This window comes from Marinomonas vulgaris (genome assembly GCF_018145875.1).
GTDB lineage: Bacteria > Pseudomonadota > Gammaproteobacteria > Pseudomonadales > Marinomonadaceae > Marinomonas > Marinomonas vulgaris.
The window spans coordinates 37,529-63,418 of sequence record NZ_JAGSSV010000001.1 but is presented as its reverse complement, the minus strand read 5'-3'; the positions used below and the strand labels follow the sequence as shown (position 1 = coordinate 63,418).

The 25,890-nt window shown below is 45.7% G+C and carries 29 protein-coding genes; 19 read left to right on the top strand and 10 right to left on the bottom strand.

Features of this window, described 5'->3' with window-relative positions:
* The first annotated feature begins 22 nt into the window (after positions 1 to 22).
* Entirely contained in the window at positions 23 to 817 is a 795-nt protein-coding gene (locus J9B83_RS00305) for a class I SAM-dependent methyltransferase (protein ID WP_211535107.1), read from the top strand.
* 11 nt (positions 818 to 828) lie between these two features.
* Here J9B83_RS00305 and J9B83_RS00300 read toward each other — a convergent pair whose 3' ends face one another.
* Positions 829 to 1,041: a SlyX family protein gene (locus J9B83_RS00300; protein WP_211534673.1), complete on the bottom strand. Its 213-nt coding sequence runs from the start codon at positions 1,039 to 1,041 to the stop codon at positions 829 to 831.
* 287 nt (positions 1,042 to 1,328) lie between these two features.
* On the opposite strand from J9B83_RS00300, the gene J9B83_RS15970 reads away from it, so the two are divergent.
* Complete coding sequence (locus J9B83_RS15970) at positions 1,329 to 1,823, top strand: cold-shock protein (RefSeq protein ID WP_328797679.1); 495 nt, start codon at positions 1,329 to 1,331, stop codon at positions 1,821 to 1,823.
* A 36-nt stretch (positions 1,824 to 1,859) separates the two neighbouring features.
* Positions 1,860 to 2,357 (top strand): thiol peroxidase, encoded by a 498-nt coding sequence (gene tpx / locus J9B83_RS00290; RefSeq protein ID WP_211534672.1) that lies wholly within the window; start codon positions 1,860 to 1,862, stop codon positions 2,355 to 2,357.
* 108 nt (positions 2,358 to 2,465) lie between these two features.
* Here the strand turns inward: tpx and panD are convergent, their stop codons facing one another.
* The 4 genes from panD to dapE form a co-directional block, all read right to left on the bottom strand.
* Complete coding sequence (panD, locus tag J9B83_RS00285; protein ID WP_211534671.1) at positions 2,466 to 2,846, bottom strand: aspartate 1-decarboxylase; 381 nt, start codon at positions 2,844 to 2,846, stop codon at positions 2,466 to 2,468.
* A gap of 61 nt (positions 2,847 to 2,907) precedes the next feature.
* Positions 2,908 to 3,285: a hypothetical protein gene (locus J9B83_RS00280; protein ID WP_211534670.1), complete on the bottom strand. Its 378-nt coding sequence runs from the start codon at positions 3,283 to 3,285 to the stop codon at positions 2,908 to 2,910.
* Between the two features lie 4 nt (positions 3,286 to 3,289).
* Positions 3,290 to 3,556 carry a hypothetical protein gene (locus J9B83_RS00275; protein WP_211534669.1) on the bottom strand — a complete coding sequence of 89 codons (267 nt, stop codon included), beginning with the start codon at positions 3,554 to 3,556 and terminating at the stop codon, positions 3,290 to 3,292.
* Positions 3,557 to 3,589: 33 nt separating this feature from the next.
* Positions 3,590 to 4,735 (bottom strand): succinyl-diaminopimelate desuccinylase, encoded by a 1,146-nt coding sequence (dapE, locus tag J9B83_RS00270; RefSeq protein ID WP_211534668.1) that lies wholly within the window; start codon positions 4,733 to 4,735, stop codon positions 3,590 to 3,592.
* A 79-nt stretch (positions 4,736 to 4,814) separates the two neighbouring features.
* Between dapE and J9B83_RS00265 the strand changes: the two genes are divergently transcribed.
* Positions 4,815 to 5,018 (top strand): hypothetical protein, encoded by a 204-nt coding sequence (locus J9B83_RS00265; RefSeq protein WP_211534667.1) that lies wholly within the window; start codon positions 4,815 to 4,817, stop codon positions 5,016 to 5,018.
* Positions 5,019 to 5,040: 22 nt separating this feature from the next.
* Here the strand turns inward: J9B83_RS00265 and J9B83_RS00260 are convergent, their stop codons facing one another.
* From J9B83_RS00260 to map, 5 genes are all read right to left on the bottom strand, one after another.
* Positions 5,041 to 5,385: an ArsC family reductase gene (locus J9B83_RS00260; RefSeq protein ID WP_211534666.1), complete on the bottom strand. Its 345-nt coding sequence runs from the start codon at positions 5,383 to 5,385 to the stop codon at positions 5,041 to 5,043.
* A gap of 76 nt (positions 5,386 to 5,461) precedes the next feature.
* Entirely contained in the window at positions 5,462 to 6,496 is a 1,035-nt protein-coding gene (dapD, locus tag J9B83_RS00255; protein WP_211534665.1) for a 2,3,4,5-tetrahydropyridine-2,6-dicarboxylate N-succinyltransferase, read from the bottom strand.
* A 79-nt stretch (positions 6,497 to 6,575) separates the two neighbouring features.
* Positions 6,576 to 7,763, bottom strand: a complete 1,188-nt coding sequence (gene dapC, locus J9B83_RS00250; RefSeq protein ID WP_211534664.1) for a succinyldiaminopimelate transaminase — start codon at positions 7,761 to 7,763, stop codon at positions 6,576 to 6,578.
* Between the two features lie 5 nt (positions 7,764 to 7,768).
* Positions 7,769 to 10,462, bottom strand: coding sequence for a [protein-PII] uridylyltransferase (gene glnD / locus J9B83_RS00245; protein ID WP_211534663.1), 2,694 nt, complete (start codon positions 10,460 to 10,462; stop codon positions 7,769 to 7,771).
* A gap of 77 nt (positions 10,463 to 10,539) precedes the next feature.
* The gene (map, locus tag J9B83_RS00240; RefSeq protein WP_211534662.1) at positions 10,540 to 11,397 is read right to left on the bottom strand and encodes a type I methionyl aminopeptidase; all 858 of its coding nucleotides are present in this window, start codon (positions 11,395 to 11,397) and stop codon (positions 10,540 to 10,542) included.
* A gap of 328 nt (positions 11,398 to 11,725) precedes the next feature.
* Here map and rpsB point away from each other — a divergent pair, with 328 nt between their 5' ends.
* The 15 genes from rpsB (at position 11,726) to rnhB (ending at position 25,889) form a co-directional block, all read left to right on the top strand.
* The gene (gene rpsB, locus J9B83_RS00235) at positions 11,726 to 12,460 is read left to right on the top strand and encodes a 30S ribosomal protein S2 (protein ID WP_211534661.1); all 735 of its coding nucleotides are present in this window, start codon (positions 11,726 to 11,728) and stop codon (positions 12,458 to 12,460) included.
* An 85-nt stretch (positions 12,461 to 12,545) separates the two neighbouring features.
* Positions 12,546 to 13,406, top strand: coding sequence for a translation elongation factor Ts (tsf, locus tag J9B83_RS00230; protein ID WP_211534660.1), 861 nt, complete (start codon positions 12,546 to 12,548; stop codon positions 13,404 to 13,406).
* A gap of 133 nt (positions 13,407 to 13,539) precedes the next feature.
* Positions 13,540 to 14,262: a UMP kinase gene (gene pyrH / locus J9B83_RS00225; protein WP_211534659.1), complete on the top strand. Its 723-nt coding sequence runs from the start codon at positions 13,540 to 13,542 to the stop codon at positions 14,260 to 14,262.
* A gap of 7 nt (positions 14,263 to 14,269) precedes the next feature.
* Positions 14,270 to 14,827, top strand: a complete 558-nt coding sequence (frr, locus tag J9B83_RS00220; protein WP_211535105.1) for a ribosome recycling factor — start codon at positions 14,270 to 14,272, stop codon at positions 14,825 to 14,827.
* A 50-nt stretch (positions 14,828 to 14,877) separates the two neighbouring features.
* The gene (gene uppS / locus J9B83_RS00215) at positions 14,878 to 15,609 is read left to right on the top strand and encodes a polyprenyl diphosphate synthase (protein WP_211534658.1); all 732 of its coding nucleotides are present in this window, start codon (positions 14,878 to 14,880) and stop codon (positions 15,607 to 15,609) included.
* Positions 15,610 to 15,611: 2 nt separating this feature from the next.
* Positions 15,612 to 16,415 carry a phosphatidate cytidylyltransferase gene (locus J9B83_RS00210; protein WP_211534657.1) on the top strand — a complete coding sequence of 268 codons (804 nt, stop codon included), beginning with the start codon at positions 15,612 to 15,614 and terminating at the stop codon, positions 16,413 to 16,415.
* Complete coding sequence (ispC, locus tag J9B83_RS00205) at positions 16,415 to 17,590, top strand: 1-deoxy-D-xylulose-5-phosphate reductoisomerase (RefSeq protein WP_211534656.1); 1,176 nt, start codon at positions 16,415 to 16,417, stop codon at positions 17,588 to 17,590. Before J9B83_RS00210 ends, ispC begins: the two co-directional genes overlap by 1 nt.
* The gene (rseP, locus tag J9B83_RS00200) at positions 17,587 to 18,933 is read left to right on the top strand and encodes an RIP metalloprotease RseP (RefSeq protein ID WP_211534655.1); all 1,347 of its coding nucleotides are present in this window, start codon (positions 17,587 to 17,589) and stop codon (positions 18,931 to 18,933) included. The genes ispC and rseP overlap by 4 nt, the downstream gene beginning before the upstream one ends.
* 10 nt (positions 18,934 to 18,943) lie before the next feature.
* Positions 18,944 to 21,256 (top strand): outer membrane protein assembly factor BamA, encoded by a 2,313-nt coding sequence (bamA, locus tag J9B83_RS00195; protein ID WP_328797678.1) that lies wholly within the window; start codon positions 18,944 to 18,946, stop codon positions 21,254 to 21,256.
* Positions 21,257 to 21,287: 31 nt separating this feature from the next.
* A complete protein-coding gene (locus J9B83_RS00190; RefSeq protein WP_211534653.1) occupies positions 21,288 to 21,782 on the top strand; it encodes an OmpH family outer membrane protein in 495 nt (164 codons plus the stop codon).
* 3 nt (positions 21,783 to 21,785) lie between these two features.
* Complete coding sequence (gene lpxD, locus J9B83_RS00185) at positions 21,786 to 22,826, top strand: UDP-3-O-(3-hydroxymyristoyl)glucosamine N-acyltransferase (protein ID WP_211534652.1); 1,041 nt, start codon at positions 21,786 to 21,788, stop codon at positions 22,824 to 22,826.
* Positions 22,823 to 23,260, top strand: coding sequence for a 3-hydroxyacyl-ACP dehydratase FabZ (gene fabZ, locus J9B83_RS00180; RefSeq protein ID WP_211534651.1), 438 nt, complete (start codon positions 22,823 to 22,825; stop codon positions 23,258 to 23,260). Before lpxD ends, fabZ begins: the two co-directional genes overlap by 4 nt.
* A gap of 2 nt (positions 23,261 to 23,262) precedes the next feature.
* On the top strand, positions 23,263 to 24,036 hold the full coding sequence (gene lpxA / locus J9B83_RS00175) for an acyl-ACP--UDP-N-acetylglucosamine O-acyltransferase (protein ID WP_211534650.1): 774 nt from the start codon (positions 23,263 to 23,265) through the stop codon (positions 24,034 to 24,036).
* A 63-nt stretch (positions 24,037 to 24,099) separates the two neighbouring features.
* On the top strand, positions 24,100 to 25,290 hold the full coding sequence (gene lpxB, locus J9B83_RS00170; RefSeq protein WP_211534649.1) for a lipid-A-disaccharide synthase: 1,191 nt from the start codon (positions 24,100 to 24,102) through the stop codon (positions 25,288 to 25,290).
* A complete protein-coding gene (rnhB, locus tag J9B83_RS00165) occupies positions 25,290 to 25,889 on the top strand; it encodes a ribonuclease HII (RefSeq protein WP_211534648.1) in 600 nt (199 codons plus the stop codon). The genes lpxB and rnhB overlap by 1 nt, the downstream gene beginning before the upstream one ends.
* The last annotated feature ends 1 nt before the right edge of the window (position 25,890 follow it).

The following is a 25,890-nucleotide window of genomic DNA, read 5'->3' as shown; positions in this document are numbered from 1 at the left end:
GTTTCTTCAGGAGAGAGTAGTGTTGCTTAGTTCGATTGCGGTTGCGACAGAGGATGGTTTTTTAGAGGCGGATTCTCGTAAGTTAGCCCAAAGCTTACAGTTGGATTATGTGTTCTTGCGAGGCCCTATTAAATTGGTGTCGAAGTACGACTATCTGCTGCTGAATACATCGCAAGGTGTCGCTGTGGCGAAAACTGGCAAAGGAGCGCCAAAGCCTGTTTTCGTGGATTTTACGTCAGGGGCTGTTGATCACAGACGCCGCTTTGGTGGAGGAAAAGGCCAAGATATCGCCAAAGCCGTTGGACTTAACAAACGCAGCCAATTATCAGTATTAGACGCCACTGCCGGGCTGGGTCGAGATGCCTTTGTGTTGGCGTGTTTGGGCTGTACCCTTGCTCTGTGTGAGCGGGTAGGATTTGTGCGCGCCATGCTTAAAGATGGTTTATATCGCGGGTCATTGCATCACGAGGTGTCTGGTATCGTGTCGAAAATGACCCTGTTAGAAACCGATATAACGGGCATAGAAGGCAGTGAATTGTTTGATGTGGTGTACTTAGATCCTATGTATCCACATACCGACAAAGGTTCTGCTGCCGCCAAGAAAGAGATGGCGTTTTTTCGTGATCTAGTAGGAAAAGATGAGGATGCCGATGGCTTATTATCCTACGCTTTGTCTTTAGCCGAGTATCGTGTGGTGGTGAAGCGACCAAAAGGCGCGCCTTTTTTAAATGATCAAGAACCGACATATCAGCTGGAGGGTAAATCTGGTCGCTTTGATATTTATGTTTTAAAGTCTTTAGACGCGGTGGTTAGTTAAGACTTAAGCCATTAATAATGCGGCGGACGGTCACCGTCTTGAATCGGCTGTTGTTGGCGATAAGATTCTAGTTGCTTGCCTAACAATAGCAACTTTTCTTGCATTAAAAGCATGTCCTTTTGCTGACGAATAAGGACCTGATTTAAGCTGTCAATTGTGTCTTCTTGGAATTGCAATTTAATCTCTAATTCGTCAATACGTTGGTCTGTTTGTGAGGTGTTCATAGATGCCTTCTGTGTGTTAACCTAAGCGAGCTAAATTCATATTTTATGAGTAATTGTAGGCAAATAAGGACACTCATTACAGTGTCTTTACTGTGTAAGAGTGGCGTGAAAATTGCTCTCATAAAGAAGATGGGTATCTTACTACTATCTTCTTTAGCTTCACATGCTGATTTCAGAAAGAATTTAGTAAAATTCATTTATTCATCTTTTGTACTTACACGAAGTCTACTAATTTAAAAATGGCTTCGCTTCACTTTAATATTTAATTTAATAAGAGAAATACTGTTATGAATGATCATCAGGATAATGTTAATGGGGCTTCTGTTGGTTCCGGTTTATTTTCGTTACGCACCTTTATTGTCAGTCTTGTTATTGCTTTGGTTGTCCCCCTTCTTATTGCAGGTGTTTTAGGGGAGTCAGTTGGCACAAATTTTCTTGTGTATTTTGGTTTTGTGCTGGTGTCTGTATATGTTGGCGCCATGGTCAGCCAAGTTCGTTCATCCGCCGTTGCTACTTCGCCGCAAAGTCACAGCCATGATGACCAAGAAGACGAAGAGGAAGATGAAAACGACGACCGTGAACAAGGTACGGTTAAATGGTTTAACTCATCAAAAGGTTTTGGCTTTTTGACAATGGAAAATGGCGACGATGTTTTTGTACATTATCGCGCTATTCGCGGCCGTGGACGTCGCTTTTTGGTAGAAGGTCAATTGGTGCGTTTTTACGTCACTGAAGGCGAGAAAGGCAAGCAAGCTGAGAACGTATCCATCATTCGCGGCTAATCTCTCTGCCGTAAATTTATTATTTTAGAGGTTTTTATGACAACTGTTACCTTGAAAGGCAACCCATTTGACACTGTTGGCAGTTTGCCTGTCGTTGGGTCTGCTGCACCCGATTTTGAGCTGGTTAAAACCGATTTGTCTGTAGCGACATTGGCTGATTACAGTGGCAGTAAATTAGTGCTGAATATCTTTCCCTCAGTAGATACGCCAACCTGTGCAACTTCTGTCCGTAAGTTTAACGAGTCGGCTGCAGCGCATAAAGGCGTCAATGTGATCTGTGTGTCTGCTGATTTGCCTTTTGCAGCTGCACGGTTTTGTGGCGCTGAAGGCATTGATAACCTTGATACAGGCTCAAGCTTCCGTTCGACTTTCGGTGATGATTACGGCCTTGCTTTTGCGAATGGTCCTCTGCAAGGCTTATTGTCTCGTGCAGTGGTGATTCTTGATGAAGCAGGCAAAGTGATTTACACAGAGCAGGTGGCAGAAACCGCTGATGAGCCAAATTATGAAGCTGCACTGGCGGCTTTAGCTTAATCTGTAAATTACGATTTAAGCATTAAAAAGCCCCTTCTGCTTTGGTTAGCAGAAGGGGCTTTTTGCGTTCAGTTAGTATGAAAATAGACTGCTCTAGGGAACGGTGAGTTAATCTTTTTGCACAGGAATGGTGTTGGTGGTGCGCTCGACACTGTTGTCTTTGTTTAAATACACCAGTTTAGGAGCAAATTGATCCGCGTCTTTTTCGTCCATTTGTCCGTAGGCTGCGATAATTACTCGGTCGCCAACTTGTACTTTACGGGCGGCAGCGCCATTCATAGAAATGGTACCAGATCCGGCTTCGGCTAAAATAACGTAGGTGTGAAAACGCTCGCCGTTGTCGACGTTGTAAATATCGATTTGTTCAAATTCTCTAAATCCTGCCAGTTCCACAAGGTCTTTATCTATGGCACATGAGCCGTCGTACCAAAGCTCGGCTTGCGTTACGCTGGCCATGTGAAGCTTGCCTTTAAGGAGTGTAATGTTCATATAAAATGTCTCTTGAATGATTGTATGTCGACCTGCTGTGAATGAAAGACAGAGGTAACGGTTAAGTCCAAATAAAAGGCCCTTCGCCGTGGCTATTGATTCGCCACCATTGGTCTGGGTCTTGATCGCCTTCTTCTTCCCATCCTTGGAAGTTACAGCGAACTTCGCACTGTAGTGCATCAAACGCCTGTTTTGCACAAGCCATATCGTCTTTCCATGGCGTCTTATCTGAGTCAAACCAGATTGAGGTAAATCGCTTGCCAGCGGCTTGCTCTAAAATAGTGACTTCAATGTTAGCATTGTTTAATAACACCGTGAGCTTGGTACAGAGCGACGAGGGCTGGCTGGTATCTACTAAAGTAAATGCCTTGGCTAGCCAAGCGACAATGTTTTCTGTGGGGCACGACAATACATAAATTTCGATGTCTGTTTGTTGCATTGCGCTAATCCTTCTTTTTAATCATGTGGTAAATTCGCAACACGCTCATGGACAAGTAGCCCACAAATGTCCATATCACACCTAAGCCTGCAAGAATTAACCCAAAGAGTGCCAAAATTTCTTGTTGTAGCGACTCAAGCAAAACGCGATCTGCGACCATCAGAATGAGCACACCAAACACAAACACCAGCCCGCCTTGAATCATTTTGACCAAAGCGGCTCGTGGGTTGTTGCCCATTTTCATGGCCAGTTTGTGAATGGCGTTTCTCATGGTAAACCTGCGATATTGAGCCTGCTCATCTTTCTATTGGTTGTTGGCAAATAGGTTTTTTAGAATACGTGTATAAATCGAGGACAATTGATTTAGACTTTCAGCGTCAACGTGTTCGTTCACCTGATGGATGGTGGCGTTGATTGGACCAAGTTCCACCACTTGGGTGCCCATTTTTGCAATAAAACGCCCATCCGAGGTGCCGCCTGATGTGGATAATTCAGGGGTGATATCCACAGTATCTTGTATCGCATCGACAATGGCGTCCACCAACTCGCCAGGGCGTGTTAAAAAGGGCAGGCCGTTGTACGTCCATTCGATGTCGTAGCGTAAATTGTGCTTTTCTAAAATCTCGATGACGCGAACTTTTAAGGCGTCAAAATCCAGTTCGGAAGAAAAACGGAAGTTGAATTGTGCATTTAGCTGGCCTGGCACCACATTGGTTGCCCCTGTTCCCGCGTGAATGTTGGATATTTGAAAGCTGGTTGGCGGAAAAAAGTCGTTGCCGTTGTCCCAGTGAGCATTAGCCATTTCATCCAGAGCAGGGGCGGCGAGATGAATAGGGTTTTGCGCTAGGTGAGGATAAGCAACATGTCCTTGCTTTCCGTATACCGTTAAATCGCCACTAAACGAACCTCGACGACCGTTTTTAATGATGTCACCCAGTGTTTTAGTGCTAGATGGTTCACCAACAATACACCAATCAACTTTTTCATTACGAGCCATGAGTGCGTCTACGACACGGGTTGTGCCATCGACAAAAGGGCCTTCCTCGTCGCTGGTGATAAGAAACGAGATTTGACCGTCGTGATCAGGGTGTTCAGCAACAAAGGCTTCAACCGCCGTCACCATGGCCGCTAGGCTTCCTTTCATGTCTGCTGCGCCACGGCCATATAAAATGCCATCGATGATCTCAGGAGAGAAAGGGGGGACTGTCCATTCGCTTTCAGGGCCAGTTGGTACGACGTCAGTGTGACCGGCAAAGCAGAGATTTGGGCCTGAATGGCCGCGTTTGGCGTAAAAATTTTTCACCTCGCCAAACGGCATGAGTTCAACTTCAAAACCAATGTTTTTAAGTCGCTCTATCATAACGTCTTGGCAGCCTGCATCTTCTGGTGTTATAGAAGGGCGAGACATTAGGTCAATGGCGAGGTCGAGAGTTGGAGATAAATCAGACATTCTTTACCTTTATGTTAGTTTTCGCTACCTTATGAAAAACTCCGTTACTATAACAGGAGATTAATATAAAGGTGGGGTTATGAAATTAGGCGTTGGTGTTTTTTTAGGTTTGCTTTTAACTGGATGCAGCTTGTTTTCTGAGCCGGTTATTCAAGAATCGTACTTTTTGCCGGTGATTCAATCCGATGTGACAACTGGCGGATACACGCCTAGTGTAACGCCTGTTGCACCACAAATAAGACGCGTTGACAGACCGACTATCTACACACCACTACCTCGCTAAAAAAATATTAAAGCTAGCAGTATTAAAGTAAGTGTTCAGTGTATTCATCTGGGTTGAAACCAAGTAGTTTGGTTTCACCCGCGACAATCAAAGGTCGCTTAATAATGGACGTTTGAGCCAGCATGACTTGAACGGCTTGTTTGGCGTCCATGGAATTTTTTGTTTCGTCGTCTAACTTGCGCCAGGTTGTACCGCGTTTGTTGATGACGTTTTCCCACCCTAGAGCCTCTACCCAAGCGCTTGCGGTTGATTCTTCCAAGTCCTGTTTTTTGTAGTCGTGAAAAACGTATTCAATCTTGTGCTCATCGAGCCAACGGAACGCTTTTTTCATGGTGTCACAGCTTTTTATGCCATATATTTTGATCATATCTTGCTCCCTCAAACGCCACATCAAGAAGGATGACATGGCGTAATGACAAGTTAATTATGATTAGCCTTTGCCATTAGTTATGAGAGTGCAAGGCTTCGTTTAATTCGATCGCCGTTTTGTTGGTTTTGCACTCAATGGCGCCAGTGGCGGAATTGCGGCGGAACAACAAATCAGACTGGCCGGACAATTCACGTGCTTTCACAGTTGAAACCACTTGGTTGTTTTCGTCTAGTACAGCCACTTTGGAGCCAGCTGTAATGTACAGACCGGATTCAACGATGCAGCGATCACCAAGGCCGATACCGATACCTGCGTTCGCGCCAATTAAGCATTTTTCACCTACGGCGATCACAATGTTACCGCCACCTGATAAGGTGCCCATGGTTGAGCAGCCGCCGCCTAAATCGGAGCCATTGCCGACGACAACACCGGCAGAGATACGACCTTCAACCATGCTGTTGCCAAGGGTTCCGGCATTAAAGTTCACAAAACCTTCATGCATGACGGTGGTGCCTTCTGCAAGGTGGGCACCCAAGCGAACACGAGCGGCGTCACCCACACGAATGCCTGCAGGCACAATGAAATTCAGCATTTTAGGGAATTTATCGACGCTGAATACTTCAATGGTGCGGCCTTCCATACGAGCGCTTAGCTGACGATCGGCCAGTTCACGTACATCGATAGGGCCTTCGTTGGTCCACGCGGTGTTGATCAGCAAACCAAACATGCCATCAAGTACCGTCGTGTGAGGTTTTACCAAACGATGAGAGATAAGTTGAAGTTTTAAGTAGACTTCGGCTGGGTTGCTTGGGGCTTCGTCGGTCGCCAATACACATAAAATAACTGGCTGTCGAGATGCTTTTAGGCGCGATGCCAATTCAGCCTGTTCGATGTTGCCTGCTTTTAATAGGTTCATGTGCAAACGATTTAAATCGCTCTCATCTAAAACCAGTGTGCTGTTGCCACCTTCGTAATTGGTGCTTTCCAATAGCGCGTCTAGGGTGCTTTTTTCTGCGCCTAGGCTTGGCATTGAGTAGAAGACTTCTAACCAGTTGCCTTCTTTGTTTTGTGTGCCGATGCCAAGACCGAACGCGAAAAGGTTACTCATGTGCTTTCTCCAACTAAGAGTTATCTTTATTAACTAAAAAGTTATCTGTTATTAATGAAAATGGGTGGTTAGGGTACATTTATCGACGACGTATAAAGTCACGTATTCTTTTGGCCGCTTCGACACACTCGGATTCTTCCGCAACTAACGCCATGCGTACATGATGGCTACCAGGATTACGGCCGTTTACATCGCGGCCTAAATAACTGCCAGGTAATACCAAAACAGATTCTTCTTGGTACAGTGCGGTACAAAATGCTTCGTCCGACATGCTCAGTTCAGGCCACAAATAAAAGCCCGCTTCTGGCTTTTTGATGGGCATAACCGGCGATAGAATCTCCAGCACGGAATCAAATTTGCGCGTGTAAATCTCGCGGTTTTTCATTACGTGGGCTTCGTCGTTCCAAGCCGCAACCGAAGCGTCTTGATGATGTATTGGCATGGCGCAACCCTGATAGGTGCGGTATAGCAAAAAAGGTTTGAGAATGTTGGCATCACCTGCCACAAAACCAGAGCGTAGACCTGGTAAATTAGAGCGCTTGGAAAGCGATTGAAAAATAAGGCAGTGTTTGTAATCTGTGTTGCCTAATTTCTGGCACGCTTCCAATAAGCCAAGAGGCGCATCATCGCCAAAGTAAATTTCCGAATAACATTCGTCGGCCACAATCGTAAAGTTAAAGGTATTGGCTTTGTCGATAAGATACGCGTATTCCTCAAGCGTGGTAATGGTACCGCTTGGGTTGTTCGGCGAACACACAAACAACACTTCACAGCGTGCCCAAGTCGCGTCGTCTACTTGTGAGTAATTCACTTTGTATTCTGTTTCTGAGCCGCAAGGTAAAAAATGCAGCTCGGCGCCAGCCAAAATACCAGCGCCTTCGTAGATCTGATAAAAAGGATTCGGACTGATGACCAAAGCATCGTTTTTCTCGCCTACAAGCGTTTGTGTGATGGCGAATAAGGCTTCTCGTGTTCCAGAAACGGGTAATATTTGTGTATCTGGACTTAGGCTATCAAGAGAAAAGCGACGTTTTGCCCACTCGCTGATGGCGCTGCGTAACGGCAATTCGCCCTTGGTGCTTGGGTATTTGCTAACACCCTGCAAACTCTTGCTAAGCACTTCTAGAACAACGGCTGGCGCCTCGTGCTGAGGCTCACCAATAGTGAGCTTGATCAGCGGTTTTTCAGGGTTAGGGGTTAATCCTTCGATGAGCTCTGCAAGCTTTTGGAAGGGGTATGGGTGCAAAGATTGTATTAAAGGATTCATGTTGTTTAGTCCATCGCTTGAGAAAAACGGTCTATTTTCTCTTTTAAAAGGGTGCAAATATTATCCATGCGTTCTGGGTCTGTAATCAGATCACCATTTTCATCAGTGATGTAAAAAGTGTCTTCTACGCGCTCGCCTAGTGTGGCGATTTTCGCCTTGTGCAGCATAATGTTGTGATTCATAAAGAATTGACCGATCAGTGCCAGTAACCCTAATCGATCGGGAGCGGTGATCTCCAGTGCTGACCACACTTCCTCTGCTTGACTAACGAAATGCGCCGTCGAAGGAGAGTTGAATATTTTTAAAATCCGTGGTGTATGGCGTTGTACAACACTTTCGTACAAAGACGGCGTCTCAAGCTGTTCCATTAAGGTTTTACGAATGAGCGTGATGCGCTCTTTATCGAGGTGCAAAATGGTGTCGTTGTCGTTACTGTCCATGACAACGAAGCTGTCTAGGCTGTAATGATTAGTCGTGTGGCTTATCTTGGCGTCTAAGATGGTTAAGCCGAGCTGTTCAAACGTGGCCGCAGTCACCGCAAACAAGTGTTTGCTGATCAAGGTATAGATGAATATTTTGCTGGCACCAGAAAAATTACGACCGCCTAGAGGAGTGATGGCAATAAGAGGTTTGTCGCTTGGCCGGTGACGTAAAATCGCCTCTGTGTTCCAAGCAATTTCATCGCCATTGGAACGAATGAAGTACTCTTCTTCGATGGTGCTCCAGATGCTCTCTGCTTCTGTAATGTCCACGTTGCGCTCTATCATGATTTCTAAAGCGCGTTGTTTGTGTTCGTCGCTGATCATGTCAGCATCAATAGGGAAGTCTAAGCCGCGACGCAAGGCACGTTTTGTTTCAAGATAAAGCTGGCGCATGAGTGATGCACGCCAGCTATTCCACATGGTTGGGTTAGTGGCGTTGATGTCAGCGACAGTCAAGATAAACAGGTAATCTAGATGTTCTTGGTCTTTCACATAGCTGGCAAATTCCCAGATGACTTCTGGGTCAGAGATGTCTTTACGCTGCGCTGTGACTGACATAAATAAATGATTTCTGACTAGCCAAACCACTAAATCCGTATCCCGCTTAGGTAGACCATGGCGTTCACAAAATGCTTGTGCATCGACGCAGCCCAGTTCCGAGTGATCGCCACCGCGGCCTTTGGCGATATCGTGGTACAAACCAGCAATATAGAGCAGCTCGACTTTCGGTACATGGCGAATAGCTTGGCCGGATATAGGGAATTTTTGTTTAAACTCTGGTAACCAAAGGCGGCGCAGATTTTCGACCAGTTGCAAGGTATGCGCATCGACCGTGTAGATGTGGAATAAGTCGTGTTGCATTTGACCTATGATGGCGCCAAATTCTGGCAGATATCGACCAAGCAAGCCAAGGTGTTTCATGGAGCGTAAAATGCTTGTTAAGCGATAGCGACTGGCGATAATGTCTAGGAACAAATCAGTATTGCGTTTATTGCTACGATAGTCGTCATCGATCAGGTCGAGATTATCACGCAGTTGGCGCATGGTATTGGCACGAATGCCTTTAATGTGTTCATGAGCGCCGTACAGTACATAGATTTCCAACATGCTGGAAGGATCATCTTGAAACAGGGTTTCCGAGCGGGCTTCTAATTGACCATTAGATATTTGGAAATGGTCGTTGAGTACTTCAACGGATTCAATGGCATCTTTACTGAGGAAGGATTCTTCAAAATGTTGCAGCAGCAAGTCGTTTAACTGTTGAATAGCGGCTACGCTTTGATAATAGCCTTGCATAAAGCGTTCAACATTGCGCTTTAAGTCGTCATCATCGAAACCAAATAGCTTTGTAAGGGTGCGTTGATGATCAAACAGTAAGCGGTCTTCTTTGCGACCAGCCACCATGTGCAACGCCCAACGTACGCGCCACAAATGACTGACAGCGCCTTTTAATTGAATATATTCGTCTTCAGATAAAAACTCTTTGTCGATTAAGGCGCTAAGTCGGTTGGTATGCAAATGGCGCTTTGCTACCCAGTCGATGACTTGCATGTCTCTTAATCCGCCGGGGCACTCTTTTAAATTGGGTTCAAGATTGTAAGCGGTGTTTTGGTATTTGGCATGGCGTTGCTTTTGTTCAGCGACTTTGGCTTTATAAAAAGAATGGCCATCCCACATCTGCGTGATATCAACGTGCAGTTTCAGGGTTTCTAATAAATCTGTTGGGCCAATTAAAGTGCGGGATTCGATGAGGTTGGTGATGACGGTAATGTCTTTTTCGGCCATCTCTGTGCACTCATCGATTGAACGCACGCTGTGACCCACATCAAGGTTGATGTCCCATAAAAAGGTAATGAAGGCTTCCAGTTTGCTCTTCGGCGCTGACGCTTCGTTTTCAATCAGAATGAGTAAGTCAATGTCGGATTTCGGGTGTAACTCTCCGCGGCCATAACCTCCTACAGCAACAAGGCTCACATACTCTTCTTTGTCTAGCGCTTTTGCGGTCCAGGCCGCTTGCATGATTTCATCGAAAAAAGAAGACAGCCCTTTGACCAGCTTTTCAATCGGATAAAGGGAATGAAATAGGTCATTGTAAAGGTCTGTTTTTTCTTCAATAACGGCTTTGTAGCGAGCAATTGAGCAGGTCGGTTGTGCTAGCTCGTTTTTTTCTTCCTGTGTCAGTAATGGCGGAGCGTCTGGAAAAGCAGGGAAGTCCATACAAAAGCCTCGAAGAGTTTGTGGTGTTTAGGTCTTGTTAAATACGATGTTATTAAGTTAATGGTTTAGGCGCTTCTTTATGAGAAGCGCGTTTCTTCTGGGCGGCGAGTTAATACTTCCACCCCATCGGCAGTAACCAGCAAAGTATGCTCATATTGCGCAGATAATCGACCATCTTTAGTTTTGGCGATCCAGTTATCTAGACCTGAATGTTTCACTTGTTTTTTGCCCGCATTGATCATGGGTTCGATCGTGAGTGTCATGCCTTCCTCTAACATAACGCCAGTACCGGCTTTGCCGTAATGGGCAACTTGTGGTTCGCCGTGGAAGGTTGTTCCCACGCCATGTCCGCAATACTCTTCTACAACAGAGCAATGATTTTTGTGAGCATGGGCTGCGATCGCCGCACCAATGTCGCCAAGACGTGTGCCTGGTTTTACCATATCAATGGCTAAATACAGACATTCTTGGGTGACTTTAGCTAAGCGCTCTGCATGAGGAAGGACGGGGCCGGCAAAAAACATTCGGCTGGTATCGCCGTAATATCCATCTTTGATGATGGTGATGTCGATGTTGACGGTATCGCCTTTCTTCAACGCTTTGTCGTTTGGAATGCCATGACAAATAACGTCGTTAACCGACGTGCAGCAAGACTTTGGAAAACCGTGGTAATTAAGCGGTGCAGGAATTGCGCCTTGCACGCCGACAATGTAGTTGTGCGCTATGATGTCGAGTTGTTCCGTGGTCACGCCAGGGACAACGTATTCTTCTAGCATCACTAAAACATCGGCGGCCAGTTTGCCTGCCGTGCGCATACCTTCAATATCGCTAATATCGTTGAAACGAGTAGCCGCCGGGCGTGGTGTCCAGCTTGGCACATCAAGGCGCCCATCTTTAGTAAGTTCGTTGATTTTCTGTAAGGTTTCGTTGCTCATAATTAACGTGTCTTTAAATAGTTTGTTTCTACAATGAGAGTCAGTTGCGCAATATTCTACATGACTTAGACGGTAGAATCGCCTCCCTCAATGAAAAAAACGCCGCTAGAATGGAGTGTAAAAATATCGTCAAGTCTTTTGGTTTAGGGCGGAATGTGATATAAAACGCCAGCTTATTGGGCTTGAGCTCACTTAAAGCTAAATTACTTAAATCAACGATCTTGCCGCAACAAATAAAAGTATCTTGGGTGTCTTAGGTTGCCTTAAACCTTGTTTGACTGATGCTTTTAGCTGGTAAGCTTAAATAACCCAAATAAAGGATAGTAAAATGCCTACAGTTTCTATGCGCGACCTATTATTGGTTGGATCACACTTCGGTCACCAAACTCGTTACTGGAACCCAAAAATGAAGCCATTCATTTTTGGCGCTCGTAACAAGATCCACATCATTAACCTTGAGCACACTGTTCCAGCACTTAACAATGCCCTTGAGCTTGTTAAAAAAATGGCTGAGAACAAAAACAAGGTATTGTTTGTTGGTACTAAGCGTGCCGCATCTAAAACAATCAAAGAGCAAGCAGCTCGCTCTTCTATGCCATACGTTAACCATCGCTGGTTAGGTGGTATGTTGACTAACTACAAAACCATTCGTACTTCTATCAAACGTCTTCGTGAACTAGAAGGTCAAATGGCCGATGGTACTTTTGATAAGCTAACTAAGAAAGAAGCTTTGATGCGTACTCGTGAGCTTGAAAAGCTTGAGCTTTCTATGGGTGGTATTAAAGATATGGGTGGCTTGCCAGACGTATTGTTTGTAGTAGACGTAGATCACGAACGTATCGCTATTAAAGAAGCAAACAAGTTGGGTATTCCTGTTATCGGTATCGTTGATACTAACAGTAATCCAGATGGTGTTGATTACATCATCCCAGCAAACGACGACGCTATTCGTGCGGTTCAGTTGTACGTTGGTGCTTTTGCTGATGCCGTATTGGAAGGTCGCAACGCGACAGCTGGTACAGCAGACGAATTCGTTGAAGTAAACGAAGCGACTGAAGCATAAGCAAACTATCTAGTTTGTTCTGGTTTCTAAAGGGAGGTTTCTTGCCTCCTTTTTTAAATTTGAATTGGTATAAAGAGGATTTAACATGGCCGCAGTATCTGCAGCATTGGTAAAAGAGCTACGTGAACGTACAGGTCTAGGCATGATGGAGTGTAAAAAAGCACTCGTTGCTGCTAACGCTGATGTTGAAGTAGCGATTGAAGAACTACGCAAATCAAGTGGCATGAAAGCTGCCAAAAAAGCGGGCCGTACGGCTGCTGAAGGCACCATCATCATGCGCGTTGCTGACGACGCTTCCTACGGAGTTTTGGTTGAAGTTAACTCTGAAACTGACTTCGCTTCACGTGATCAAGGTTTCCTTTCCTTTGCAAATAAAGTTGCTGATGCAGTTTTTGCTACAAAAGAAACAGATATGGCTAAAGTAATCACGGGCGAAATGCTTGAAGCACGTGAAGCTTTGGTACAAAAAATCGGTGAAAACATCACACCTCGTCGTGCTGTTATCATTGAAGGCGGTTTAGTAGGTGGTTACCTTCACGGTAACGGTCAGATCGCTGTATTGACTCAGTTGGAAGGCGGTTCTGCGGAATTGGCGAAAGACGTTTCTATGCACGTTGCTGCTGTGGCTCCTCGCGTTGTACGCGGTGAAGATATGCCAGCTGAAGTTCTTGCAAAAGAAGAAGAAATTGTTCGTGCGCAGCCAGATATGGCCGGCAAGCCAGCGGAAATCGTTGATAAAATGATTGTTGGTCGTATGAAGAAATTCTTGGCTGAAAACAGCTTGACTGAGCAGCCATTTGTTAAGAATCCTGAAATCAAAGTTGGCCAGTTGGTTAAAGACGCTGGCGCTGTTGTTTCTTCTTTCATTCGCTTAGAAGTAGGTGAAGGCATTGAAGTAGCAGAAGTGGACTTTGCAGCAGAAGTAGCAGCACAGCTTAAAGGTTAATCCTAGCGGGTGTTGTCTTGCAAAATAAAAGGGGCAGCTTGACTGCCCCTTTTTATGAAAGACATGTGCTAATGAAGGTCAGTTATTTTGACCTACAACGATTGTAGTATTCAAATCATTGCCGGAGGTGGGTATGCCAAAAGAGAAGAGTCCAAAATACAAAAGAATTTTGCTTAAGCTGAGTGGCGAAGCCTTGATGGGTGATGAGTCCTTTGGTATCGACCCAAAAGTGTTGAACCGCATAGCGCTTGAGATTGGTCAATTGCGTGGTATTGGTGTTGAGGTTGGTATTGTTATTGGTGGTGGCAATCTGTTTCGCGGTCAAGCGCTAAGTCAAGCGGGTATGGATCGTGTGACTGGCGACCACATGGGGATGCTAGCAACGGTAATGAATGCCTTAGCGATGCGTGATGCCCTAGAACGTGCCAATATTGCAACACGTGTTATGTCTGCAATTACCATGACGGGTATTGTTGAGCCTTATGACCGTCGTCGAGCGATGCGCTTGATGAAAGAAGGTGATGTGCTGATTTTTTCAGCTGGTACAGGTAACCCATTCTTTACAACTGACTCTGCCGCTTGTTTACGTGGTATCGAGATTGATGCTGACGTTGTATTGAAAGCCACAAAAGTAGATGGTGTATACTCTGCTGACCCAATGAAAGACCCTGCAGCGGTAAAATATGATACATTGGGCTACGATGAAGTTCTTGAAAAACAATTAGGGGTCATGGACTTAACAGCAATTTGTTTAACCCGTGATCACTCTATGCCAATTCGTGTGTTCAATATGAACAAGCCAGGTGCCTTGATTAATATCATGGTAGGTGGTGACGAAGGCACACTGATTAAGTGAGGAAATGATGATTAACGAAATTCTTAAAGACGCTGAAGATCGTATGGGCAAAGCGGTTTCTTCAGTTGAGTCTGCCTTTAAAAAAATTCGTACAGGCCGTGCTCACCCAAGCATCCTTGATTCGGTAAAAGTAAACTACTATGGTTCAGAAACCCCTTTAAGCCAAGTAGCCAACATTACTGTGGAAGATGCAAGAACACTGGGTATTTCCCCATGGGAAAATAATCTTGTGCCTGAAATTGAAAAAGCCATTATGAAGTCAGATTTGGGTTTGAACCCAGCGACAAATGGTAGCTTGATTCGAATTCCTATGCCTGCATTGACGGAAGAAACTCGTAAAAACTACTTCAAGCAAGCGAAAAACGAAGCGGAAAATGGTCGTATTGCGATCCGTAACATCCGTCGTGACGCGAATGGTAGCTTGAAAGACCTAGTGAAAGAGAAAGAGATTTCTGAAGACGACGATCGTCGTGGACAAGATCAAGTGCAAAAAATTACTGACAAGTACGTCGCTCAAGTAGAAGAACGTCTTGCAGCGAAAGAAAAAGACTTGATGGAAATTTAATAAACAAGGCGAGCCTTAGGCTCGCTTTTTTTATCGACTAGGGTAATGCTATGTCTCGAATAGATGGTGCTGAAATTAATTCAGCAGCTATGCCTTCGCATGTGGCCATCATCATGGATGGAAATAATCGTTGGGCAAAGAAAAAACACCTTCCTAGCATTGCTGGTCACACCGCAGGCGCATCTGCTGTGCGTCGTGTTGTTGAAGCGGCGGCCAAATCGAATGTTAAAGTATTGACCCTATTCGCTTTTTCGAGTGAGAACTGGAAGCGCCCAAAGCTAGAAGTAGATGGCTTGATGGCACTTTTTATGAGGTCCTTGAAAAAAGAGTTGAAGCGCTTAAATAAGTATAAAATTCGTCTTCGTGTGATGGGCGATGTGTCGAGTTTCAGTCAAGGTTTGCAAGCGCAAATTAAGAATGTTGAAGACGCGACGCAAAATAATGATCACATGACCCTGGTGATCGCGGCGAACTATGGCGGTCGCTGGGACATCACGCACGCTGCCAAGTCGTTAGCTGAGCAGGTGTCTTTGGGAAACTTATCCCCAGATGATATCGACGAGTCGTTGCTGGGTGAACACATGCAATTGGCGGATTTACCACCACCAGATCTTTTAATTCGTACCTCTGGTGAAGAGCGTATTAGCAATTTTCTTCTTTGGCAAACGGCGTATTCTGAGTTTGTCTTTTTGCCGGTGTTATGGCCGGATTTTGATCAACAACATTTTGATGACGCGATTGAAACCTATCAAAATCGTCAACGACGTTATGGTGGCCGATAACCATGTTACTTCCTCGTATTCTAAGTGCCATCGTAATGGCTGTGTTGTTTATATACGCTGTTTTTGTTTTAGACGCGTCGAATTTTATTTTAGCTATTGGGGTGGTCGTTTGCCTCGCTGGTTGGGAGTGGGCGAGATTATCTGGTGTTAAGCATCAATTAGGGCGTGTGGTTTACGCGGCACTGATTGGTATGGTGTGCTTTGCTGTTTTTAACGCAGCCATGGCGAAAACATCACTTTATATCAGTCCGATTTTGTGGGGGCTTGCTCTGTATTGGGTGATGCGTTATCCCGCTCAGTTATCTTGGCAGCCAGTCATTAGTCGCCTGCTGTTTGGTATCTTGGTTCTGACCACCACTTGGTCGGCACTGGTAGTATTAAAACAGTCCGACGAGTTTGTTGTTTGGGTGCTGCTATTAATGGGGTTAATCTGGGGGGCGGATTCAGGTGCGTATTTTGCTGGCCGTGCTTTTGGTAAGCGTAAATTAGCGCCTGCTGTGAGCCCAGGTAAATCGTGGGAAGGCGTATTTGGTGGCGTTTTACTGACACAAGTTGGTGTGATGATATTTGCTGTCAGTTCTGATTATGCTTTTTCTGGCTGGCTTGTATTAGCGTTGATTGCTCTGGTGACGTCGTTTGTGTCCGTATTGGGTGATTTGACTGAAAGTCTGTTTAAGCGTCACGAAAAACTCAAAGATTCCAGCCATTTGATTCCAGGGCACGGCGGTGTGATGGATCGTGTTGACAGCTTAACTGCGGCGGCGCCTATCTATGTGCTGTTACTTAGCATGACAGGATGGCTTTGATGCAGGGGATTTGTTTATTAGGCGCTACTGGCTCGATTGGGCAAAGTACCCTCGATATTATTGCTCAGCATCCCGATAAGTTTACCTTGGTCAGTGCGTCGGCTAATGAAAGTGTTGAGAAAATGGCCGATATTTGTCGACGTTTTCAGCCTCAGCGTGTGGTCATGGGGTCGCAACAAGCCCGTGATGAGCTGGCTCGACTGTGTTCTGACTTGTCCGTATCGTTTGAATGGGGGCAAGAAGCGCTTGAGAGCATTGCTGCCGACAACGCAGTTGATCAGGTAATGGCGGCGATTATGGGCTTTGCAGGCCTAAAACCTACCTTGGCGGGCATTCGAGCCGGTAAGCGTACCCTGTTGGCGAACAAAGAGTCCTTAGTGACCGCAGGTAAGCTTTTTATGGACGAAGTCACACGGCACAAGGTGGTTTTGCTGCCTATAGACAGCGAGCATAACGCCATTTATCAAAGTCTACCGCAGACTGCTTTAGGCGCGCACAAACAAGACGTGTCTAAAATTATTTTAACCGCGTCTGGTGGCCCTTTTAGAGAGTTCAGTTTAGATGAAATGAAGGCAGTGACGCCGGCTCAGGCATGCAAACATCCTAACTGGTCAATGGGGCAAAAGATTTCCATTGATTCCGCCTCTTTGATGAATAAGGGCTTGGAACTTATCGAAGCCTGCTGGTTATTTGATGTCACCCCCGATGAGGTGGACGTGGTTGTTCATCCTGAGAGTATTATTCATTCTATGGTGTCTTACCGTGATGGTTCTGTCATTGCGCAGATGGGCAACCCAGACATGAAAATCCCCATCGCTTATGGCATGAGTTGGCCAGAGCGAATTGAAACCCAGGTGCCCCCATTGAGTTTGATCGATGTGGCGCGTTTGAATTTTGAAGCCCCAGATATTACTCGTTTTCCTAATCTCAAACTGGCGGCCGATGCTTGGTTTATGGGAGGAACGGCCATGGCAATTTTAAACGCCACCAATGAAATCGCTGTGGCGGCTTTCTTGGAAGAGCGCATGGGTTTTCTGGATATTGCTCGGTTAAATGAACAAGTTTTAGCATCCGCTACGGTCACTCAAGTTCATTCGCTTGATGATGTGTTTGAAGCCGATAGCATGGCTCGCCAGTTAGCACTCGATATTATTTCTCGTGGATTTTTTGCATGATACAAAATATTCTTTCTATTGTTGTTGCTCTTGGGCTGTTGATTACTTTTCACGAATTTGGTCACTTCTTTGTGGCTCGTCGCTGTGGTGTGAAGGTTTTACGCTTCTCTGTGGGTTTTGGTAAACCCATTTATCGCTATGTGGGGAAAACCGGCACCGAATACACCTTGGCAATGATTCCCCTAGGGGGTTATGTGCGCATGCTCGATGAGCGTGAAGGCAATGTTCCACCAGAGCTAAAAAATCAGACGTTCAACGTGAAGAGCGTTTGGCAACGTATCGCCATTGTGGCAGCAGGCCCCATTGCTAACTTTATTCTGGCGGTCGCCATTTATGCCTTGGTCGCAGTATTGGGTATCCAAACAGTGGCACCAAAAGTAGGTGGAATCGCGGCGAATAGCCCTGTAGCGCAGACTCAGCTACAGTCCGGCGACGAGCTGGTCATGGTGGCAGGGGAAGACGTTGCTTCGTGGGAAGATGTAAATTTAGTGTTGGCAGGCTTGATTGGTAAAACCGGAACCATTATCGTTCGTTACCAGCCTGAAGGTTCGAGTGCATTACAAGAAGATACGGTAAGTCTGGATCGATGGTTGGTGGGTGAAGAGCCTAACAATTTAATCCAAGCCTTCGGTTTAGCGCCATGGCAGCCACAAGTAGCCCCCGTTATTGCTCAGGTGGTAGACGGTGGCGCGGCAGCCACAGCGGGCTTTTTAGCGGGTGATACGATTCTGGCGATCGAAGATCAATCGATTAACCAGTGGCGTCAGGTGGTTAGCGTGGTTCAAGCTAATCCTAATAATGCTTTATTCGTGGATGTGTTACGCGCCGGTAATCGAGTTGAATTGGTGTTGTCACCCAAGTCGGCGGAACAAAATGGACAAACGATAGGCTACGCTGGTTTGGCGGTTGTGCCACCTCAGTGGGATGAAAGCCTGATTCGTGAACGTCGTTATGGCCCTATTGAATCCCTCTCTTATGGCATGGCTCAAACGTCTAAGATGATTTCATTAACGGTGTCGTCAATAGGGAAGATGTTGCAAGGCTTGATTTCGGTGGATAATTTGTCTGGCCCAATCACCATTGCAAAAGTGGCAAGTGCGTCTGCAGATTCTGGATTGCAGTCGTTTTTAACCTTCATGGCTTACCTCAGTGTCAGTTTAGGGGTGCTTAATTTGTTGCCTATCCCCATGTTAGATGGTGGGCATTTGTTGTTTTTTGGCATTGAAGCCGCTCGTCGTAAACCCGTGTCTGAAAAAATCCAGAACATGGCTTACAGACTGGGCGCTTCTGTTTTATTTGCTTTAATGGCGGTGGCCATTTTTAATGATATTGCCCGCTTGTAGAGAGGTATATGTGAAAGTCGTTTCAGCAGTTTTGTTGGCTTTAATCAGCGTGCAGGGTGTTGCCAAAACCGTAGAAGATGTGCGCATTGATGGCTTAGTACAAATGCCATCCAGCCGAGCGTTTGATGTGATTGGTTTCGATAAAGATGAGTCTTACGATTCAGGTAAAGTGTATCAAGCCATTACGTCGCTTTTTAATACCGGCTACTTTAGTGATATAGACGTTTATGAAGAAGACGATGTCTTGGTCTTCGATGTTGAGGAGCGCCCTTCGATTGGTAACTTAACCATTGAAGGGAATGATCTAATTAAAACGGAGGATTTAGAGCGTGGCTTACGCTTGTCTGGGCTAGAAATAGGTGAAATTTATAAGCCAGAAACCCTCAATCAGATCGTTCAAGAACTTCAGCGTCAGTATTACGCCTTGGGGCGATACAGTGCCAAAGTGAGTATTTCGGTTGAAGACATGCCGCGGAACCGTACTGGCATTGTGATCAACATCGACGAAGGTGATACCGCCAAAATTGTTCATATTAACATCGTCGGCAACAAAGACTTCGACGATGAGTTTTTAACCAAGGATTTTGAGTCCGCCGAGACCGGCTCTTGGAACCCCTTCAGTTCGGCGGATGAGTACGCCAAAGCGAAAATTGAAGGGGATATCAATACACTAAAAAGCATTTATTTGGACAAGGGCTACTTAGATTTTAAAGTGGTGTCGAGTCAGGTGAGTTTGTCGTCAGACAAACGTGATGTGTACATAGTGATCAATGTTGAAGAAGGCCAGCCATATTATCTGAACGATATTGCCTTGAATGGTAGCTTGCCCATTTCGGAAGACCGAGTATGGAAGCATATTTCTCAGAAAAAAGACGACGTTTTCTCTCGTAGCCAAGTGACGAAAATCATTGAGGATATTTCCGCAGAGTTGGGTGACGACGGTTATTTGTTCACCAATGTGAACGTGATCCCAGAGAAACTGGATAACCACAGGGTAAATTTGAGTTATCAAATCGCACCAGGTCCAAAAGTACACGTACGACGCATTACTTTTAGTGGTAACAGTGAGACACAAGACGAGGTGTTGCGCCGCGAAATGACGCAATTTGAAGGGGCTTTAGCAACGCACTCTAAAATCCAATCGTCGAAACGCCGTATTGAGCGCTTAGGGTTCTTTGGTAGTGTCGATTTACGTACTCGACCGGTTGCCGGCACGTCGGATCAAGTGGATCTGGATGTGGTTGTGCAAGAGCAGGCGTCTGGTAGTATTCAAGCCAGCATTGGTTTCTCAGAAGAAGATGGTACTGTGTTGGGCTTTGGTATTTCCAAGCGTAACTTCATGGGAACGGGCAATAAACTGTCTTTCAGTGCGACTCGCACTTCGTCAAAGCAAGATTATTCGATTTCTTACGATAACCCATATTTCACCGTAGATGGTGTGAGCCGTGGGGTCAGCCTGTTTTATGAAACCAGTGATTATGCCGATGACGATGTTGAAGATTATCAACTCGATGAGATTGGCGTAGGGCTCAACTATGGCTACCCTATCTCAGACACGCAACGCTTGACTTTTGGCGTAACAGTAAAAGAAAGTACGGTTCAGCTTGGTTCTACACCATCTAATGAAACGGAATATTATACCGACACCTATGGTGAAAGTTTTGACGACGTTATCGCTAGCCTAACTTGGAGCGACACCGACTTGATCGGTGGTGTCTTGCCTACGGACGGTTACTCTACTAAGGCATCTTTGGAAGTTGCGACGCCTGTAGGTGATCAACAGTATTACAAGGTTGGTTTGACCTCACAAAAGTATTGGGCGCTGAACCAGTCCAACCTGTGGTTGTTCCATGTGAAAGGTCGTTTGGGGTATGGTAATGGTTACGGTGACACAGACACCTTACCTTTCTTCGAGAACTATTACGCTGGCGGCTCTTACTCGGTTCGAGGTTACAGTGCGTCGTCATTGGGACCGCAGAACTCCTACGACGATGAAGACGAAGATACGTCAGCACTAGGCGGTAACATATTAATGACGGGTACCGCTGAAATTATCTTCCCTTTGCCCATGGTTGAAGACCATAAATCGGTGAGGACTGCGCTTTTCTTAGATGGCGGTAACGTTTTTACTGATGTTTGTTATGTAGATAATACTGAATGTAACGAAGGGGTGGATTTGTCAGAAATTCGTTACAGCATAGGTCTAAGTTGGACATGGATCACACCGATCGCGCCGTTATCCTTCAACTTTGCTCGACCATTAAATGACCAAGAGGGTGACAGTACCGACTTCTTCCAGTTCCAGTTGGGTACTACGTTTTAATTTTGAATAAAATATATAAATAGGATTTATTATGAAAAAAATCATCGCCGCTATTTTTACTCTTTGCTTTATCTCTCAAGTTCAAGCCACAGAGGTTGCTGTTGTTGATTTTAGAGCCGCCCTGTTGGGCAGCGATATTGGACAGGAAGCCGCCAAAGAGCCAAAACAAAAAATTGCCGCTATGGATGCTCGCTTGAAGCAAGATCAGGAAGCGTTGCAAGCCACCGCTAACGATTTAAAGCGAGATGAACTCACCTTATCTAAAGAAGAGTTCAATAAGCGTCGTCAGCAGTTGGCAGAAGAACAAAATAAAATTCGCGCTATGGCGGCAAATATGCAGCGTCAAGCCAAAGAATTAGAACAAGCGTTAATTCAGTCTATTACACCGCAAGGTGAAGCCGCATTGAAAGCGCTTATTGAAGAACGTGGATTGGATTTGGTGCTAAATCGACAGTTAAGCTTGTTTGCCGATGCAGAAGCCGATTTAACTAATGAGCTGATGCAACGTATTAACAAGGATAACTAATCAATGAGCCACACACTTGGGCAGTTGGCACATAGGGTAAAGGGAGTCGTCAAGGGTAATGCTGACCTAGTAATAAATAAACTAGGAACGCTTGAAAATGCCATGCACAATGAACTCAGTTTTTTGGCCAACCCTAAATATCAACATCAGTTAGCCAGCACCTCAGCGGGTGCTGTATTAGTAAAAGATGATGAATTGGCTCAATTAGTGGATAATGCCATTGTAGTCGATAATCCCTATTTGGCGTTTGCTCAGTTAACTAACATATTTGTTCCCGTTACTCAGGGGTGGACTGGTGTGCACCAAAGTGCGGTGGTGTCCGACAGTGCTCAGATTGCTCACAATGCGGTGATAGGCCCAAACACAGCCGTAGATGACAACGCAATCATTGGTGAGGAATGTGTCATTGGTGCTGGTTGTGTGATTGGTCGGGGCGTGGTGCTTGGCAAAGGTACCTACCTGTATCCAAACGTTACTTTATATCATGGTGTTCACCTTGGTGAAGACTGTATCATTCATAGTAATGCTGTGATTGGTGCTGACGGCTTTGGTTTTGCACCCGTGCAAGGGCGTTGGGAAAAAATACACCAACTCGGCGCTGTTGTCTTAGGCAATCAAGTAGAGATAGGTGCAAGCACCACTATTGACCGTGGTGCTATCGAAAATACCCAAATTGGTCACGGCGTAAAAATAGACAACCAAGTTCAAATTGCTCATAACGTCATAATTGGTGATAATACCGCCATTGCCGGTGGCGCCATGATTGCAGGTAGCACACGAATAGGCGCGCATTGTACTATTTCCGGTGGTGTGGGTATTGCAGGTCACTTAACGCTAGCAGACCAAGTACACATTACAGCAATGACCATGATAAGCCATTCTATCTTGGAACCAGGATCTTACTCTTCTGGTATGGGTATGGAACCGACGAGCAAGTGGCGTCGGACGGTAGCAAGAGTAAGGCGAATAGACGATATGGCAAAACAATTTATACAACTGAAACAACAGATTAATAAGCTTTTAGAGAAGGTCGATACTAAATGATGGACGTAAATGAAATCCGCCAATACTTGCCTCACAGGTACCCGTTTTTGTTGGTGGATCGTGTTGTAGAGTTAAATTTAAAAGAGTCCATTGTTGCTTATAAGAATGTCACCATCAACGAGCCATTTTTTGATGGACATTTTCCAGATCACCCAGTTATGCCTGGTGTCTTGATAATCGAAGCGATGGCTCAGGCGGCGGGTATTCTTGGCTTTAAAACCATGGATAAAAAACCAGAAGACGGATCTATTTATTATTTTGTGGGTTCTGATAAGGTGCGATTTAAACGTCCTGTTGTACCGGGTGACCGTGTGCAGTTAGAAGCTAAAATTTTGACAGAAAAACGCGGAATCTGGAAGTTTGAGTGTAGAGCAACGGTTGACGGTGAGTTAGCGTGTTCTGCAACAATTCTGTGTGCTGACAGGAAAATATAGTCTTGATACATCCAACTACTTTAATCGACCCGAAAGCAGAAATTGACTCTAGTGTTGAAATTGGGCCGTTTTGTGTTATCGGACCGAATGTAAAAATTGGCGCTGGTAGTGTTATTAAATCTCATGTTGTTATCAATGGTCACACAACAATTGGGTCTAATAATGAAATCTACCAGTTTGCTTCGGTTGGAGAAGCAAACCAAGACAAAAAGTACAAGGGTGAGCCGACCAAATTGGTTGTTGGTGACAACAATGTTATTCGTGAAAATGCCACAATTCATCGTGGTACCGTTCAAGATAACGGCATTACTACGATAGGTAGTCATAATTTATTTATGGCCAGCACACATGTCGGGCATGACTGCACAGTAGGTGACCATAACATTATGGCTAATTTTGCAGCGTTGGCTGGGCATGTGACTGTTGGTGATTACGTGATATTGGGCGGTTACACGGGCATTCATCAATTTTGCCAAGTAAATTCTTTTAGTATGTGCGGCATGGGTTCCATGGTTGCCAAGGATGTACCGCGCTATGTGATGGTGTCTGGAAGCCCTGCCAAGGCGCATGGTATGAATTTTGAAGGTATGCGTCGTCGAGGTGTGCCTGCGGATGTGATCCGTGCGTTGCGTACCGCTTATAAAACACTTTACCTCAAAGGGCTGACATTGCAGTCGGCGCTGTCTGAACTCGAACAGAGTGATGTGTTTGATGTTCCCGAGGTGGTAGAGTTTGTCTTTTCCATACGACAATCCAAACGTGGCATTGTCCGATAGGCAGCCTGTTTCCAAAGAAAACCCCGGACTGTTTCGGGGTTTTTTATTATTAGAGGTTTATAAATGCAAAACACGTCTACGACACGTTATGTATTGGTCGCTGGCGAAGCGTCCGGAGACATTCTGGGTGCTAATTTAATCAAGCATCTAAAAAAGCATCAACCAAACGCAGTTTTTGAAGGCATAGGTGGGCCATTAATGGAAGCGCAAGGCTTGGCCAGCATGGTGCCAATGGACAGATTGTCTGTCATGGGGCTGGTTGAAGTGCTAGGGCGACTAAGAGAATTATTAGGCATCCGTAAACGTTTGTATCAATCCTGTGTTAGTAACCCTCCTACTGCTTTTATTGGCATCGACTCGCCTGACTTTAATATGCCTTTAGCTCGAAAGCTGAAGCAAGTTGGTATTCCGACGGTGCATTATGTAAGCCCTTCTGTATGGGCGTGGCGTCAGAAACGTATTTTCAACATCAAAAAGTCAGTTGACTTAATGCTGGCCTTGTTTCCTTTTGAACTGCCCATTTATCACCAACACAATATACCCGTAGTATGCGTTGGTCATACCTTGGCCGATGATATTCCATTAGAAAGTGACGCGTCTTTAGCTCGAGAGGAATTACGTTTAGGTGCGGTTAAAGGCCCTGTGTTTGCCATATTACCAGGCTCTCGTGAGGGGGAAGTGTCACGGCTGGCGCCCCTGTTTATCGACACCATGAAGCTTATTCAGCAACAAGAGCCCAATGCGACTTTTTTGATTCCAGCCGCCAATCAAGCCAGACGAGAGCAAATTCAAACCTTACTGCAAGAGGCGAGCATGGAGGCTGTGTTGGTTGATGGTCAATCTCGTACCGTCATGGCCGCGGCCGACGCGATCTTGCTGGCATCAGGCACTGCTGCATTAGAAGCTATGTTGGTGAAACGCCCTATGGTGGTGTCGTACCGAGTCAATAAACTGACCTTTGCTATCATGTCGCGGATGATTAAAGTTCCTTATGTGTCCTTACCAAACCTGTTAGCCAATGCGCCCCTAGTGCCTGAATTGCTACAAGACGAGGCCGTACCGGAAAATTTAGCGACCCAGTTGTTACAAACATGGCGAGAGTTCGTTGATGATAAGGCCATTCAGGCCAAATACTTAGAATTGCACAAAATGCTGCGCAAAAATGCGGGTGAAACTGGAGCCACCGCGATTTTGTCCATGCTTGGCGAACCTAGTCCACAGGAACCATTCAGTACGCAGGGGAGACCATTATAATGGAACCCTTTGTTAGTCAGGTGTACTTTGGAGACCTTTTAGCGGGCACCGATGAAGCAGGGCGGGGGCCGCTGGCGGGTGAGGTTGTTGCTGCCGCGGTGATTCTCGACCCGAATCGCCCCATTGCCGGTTTAGCGGACTCCAAAAAGCTGAGCGAGAAAAAGCGCGAAGCCTTGTTTGTTGAGATTCAAGAAAAAGCCTTGGCTTTTGCGGTGGCCAGTGCGTCCATCGAAGAAATTGATGAAATAAATATCCTGCACGCCAGTATGTTGGCCATGTCCCGAGCGGTGGCGCTGTTGCCGGTTGCTCCTGAGCACGTACTAGTGGACGGTAACCGACTTCCACCGGATTTACCCTGCTCTGCCGAAGCCGTTGTTAAGGGTGATGCCCGACACGCCGCGATTTCTGCTGCGTCTATTTTGGCGAAGGTCACTCGAGATAGAGACATTGTCAAAGCCGCACAGCAATACCCTGAATACGGTTTTGAAAAACACAAAGGTTATCCAACCGCTCAACACCTTGCCGCGATTCGACAACATGGTATTACGCCGCTGCATCGTCGTAGCTTTGGCCCTGTTAAAAAGATTTTAGAGGGATAAA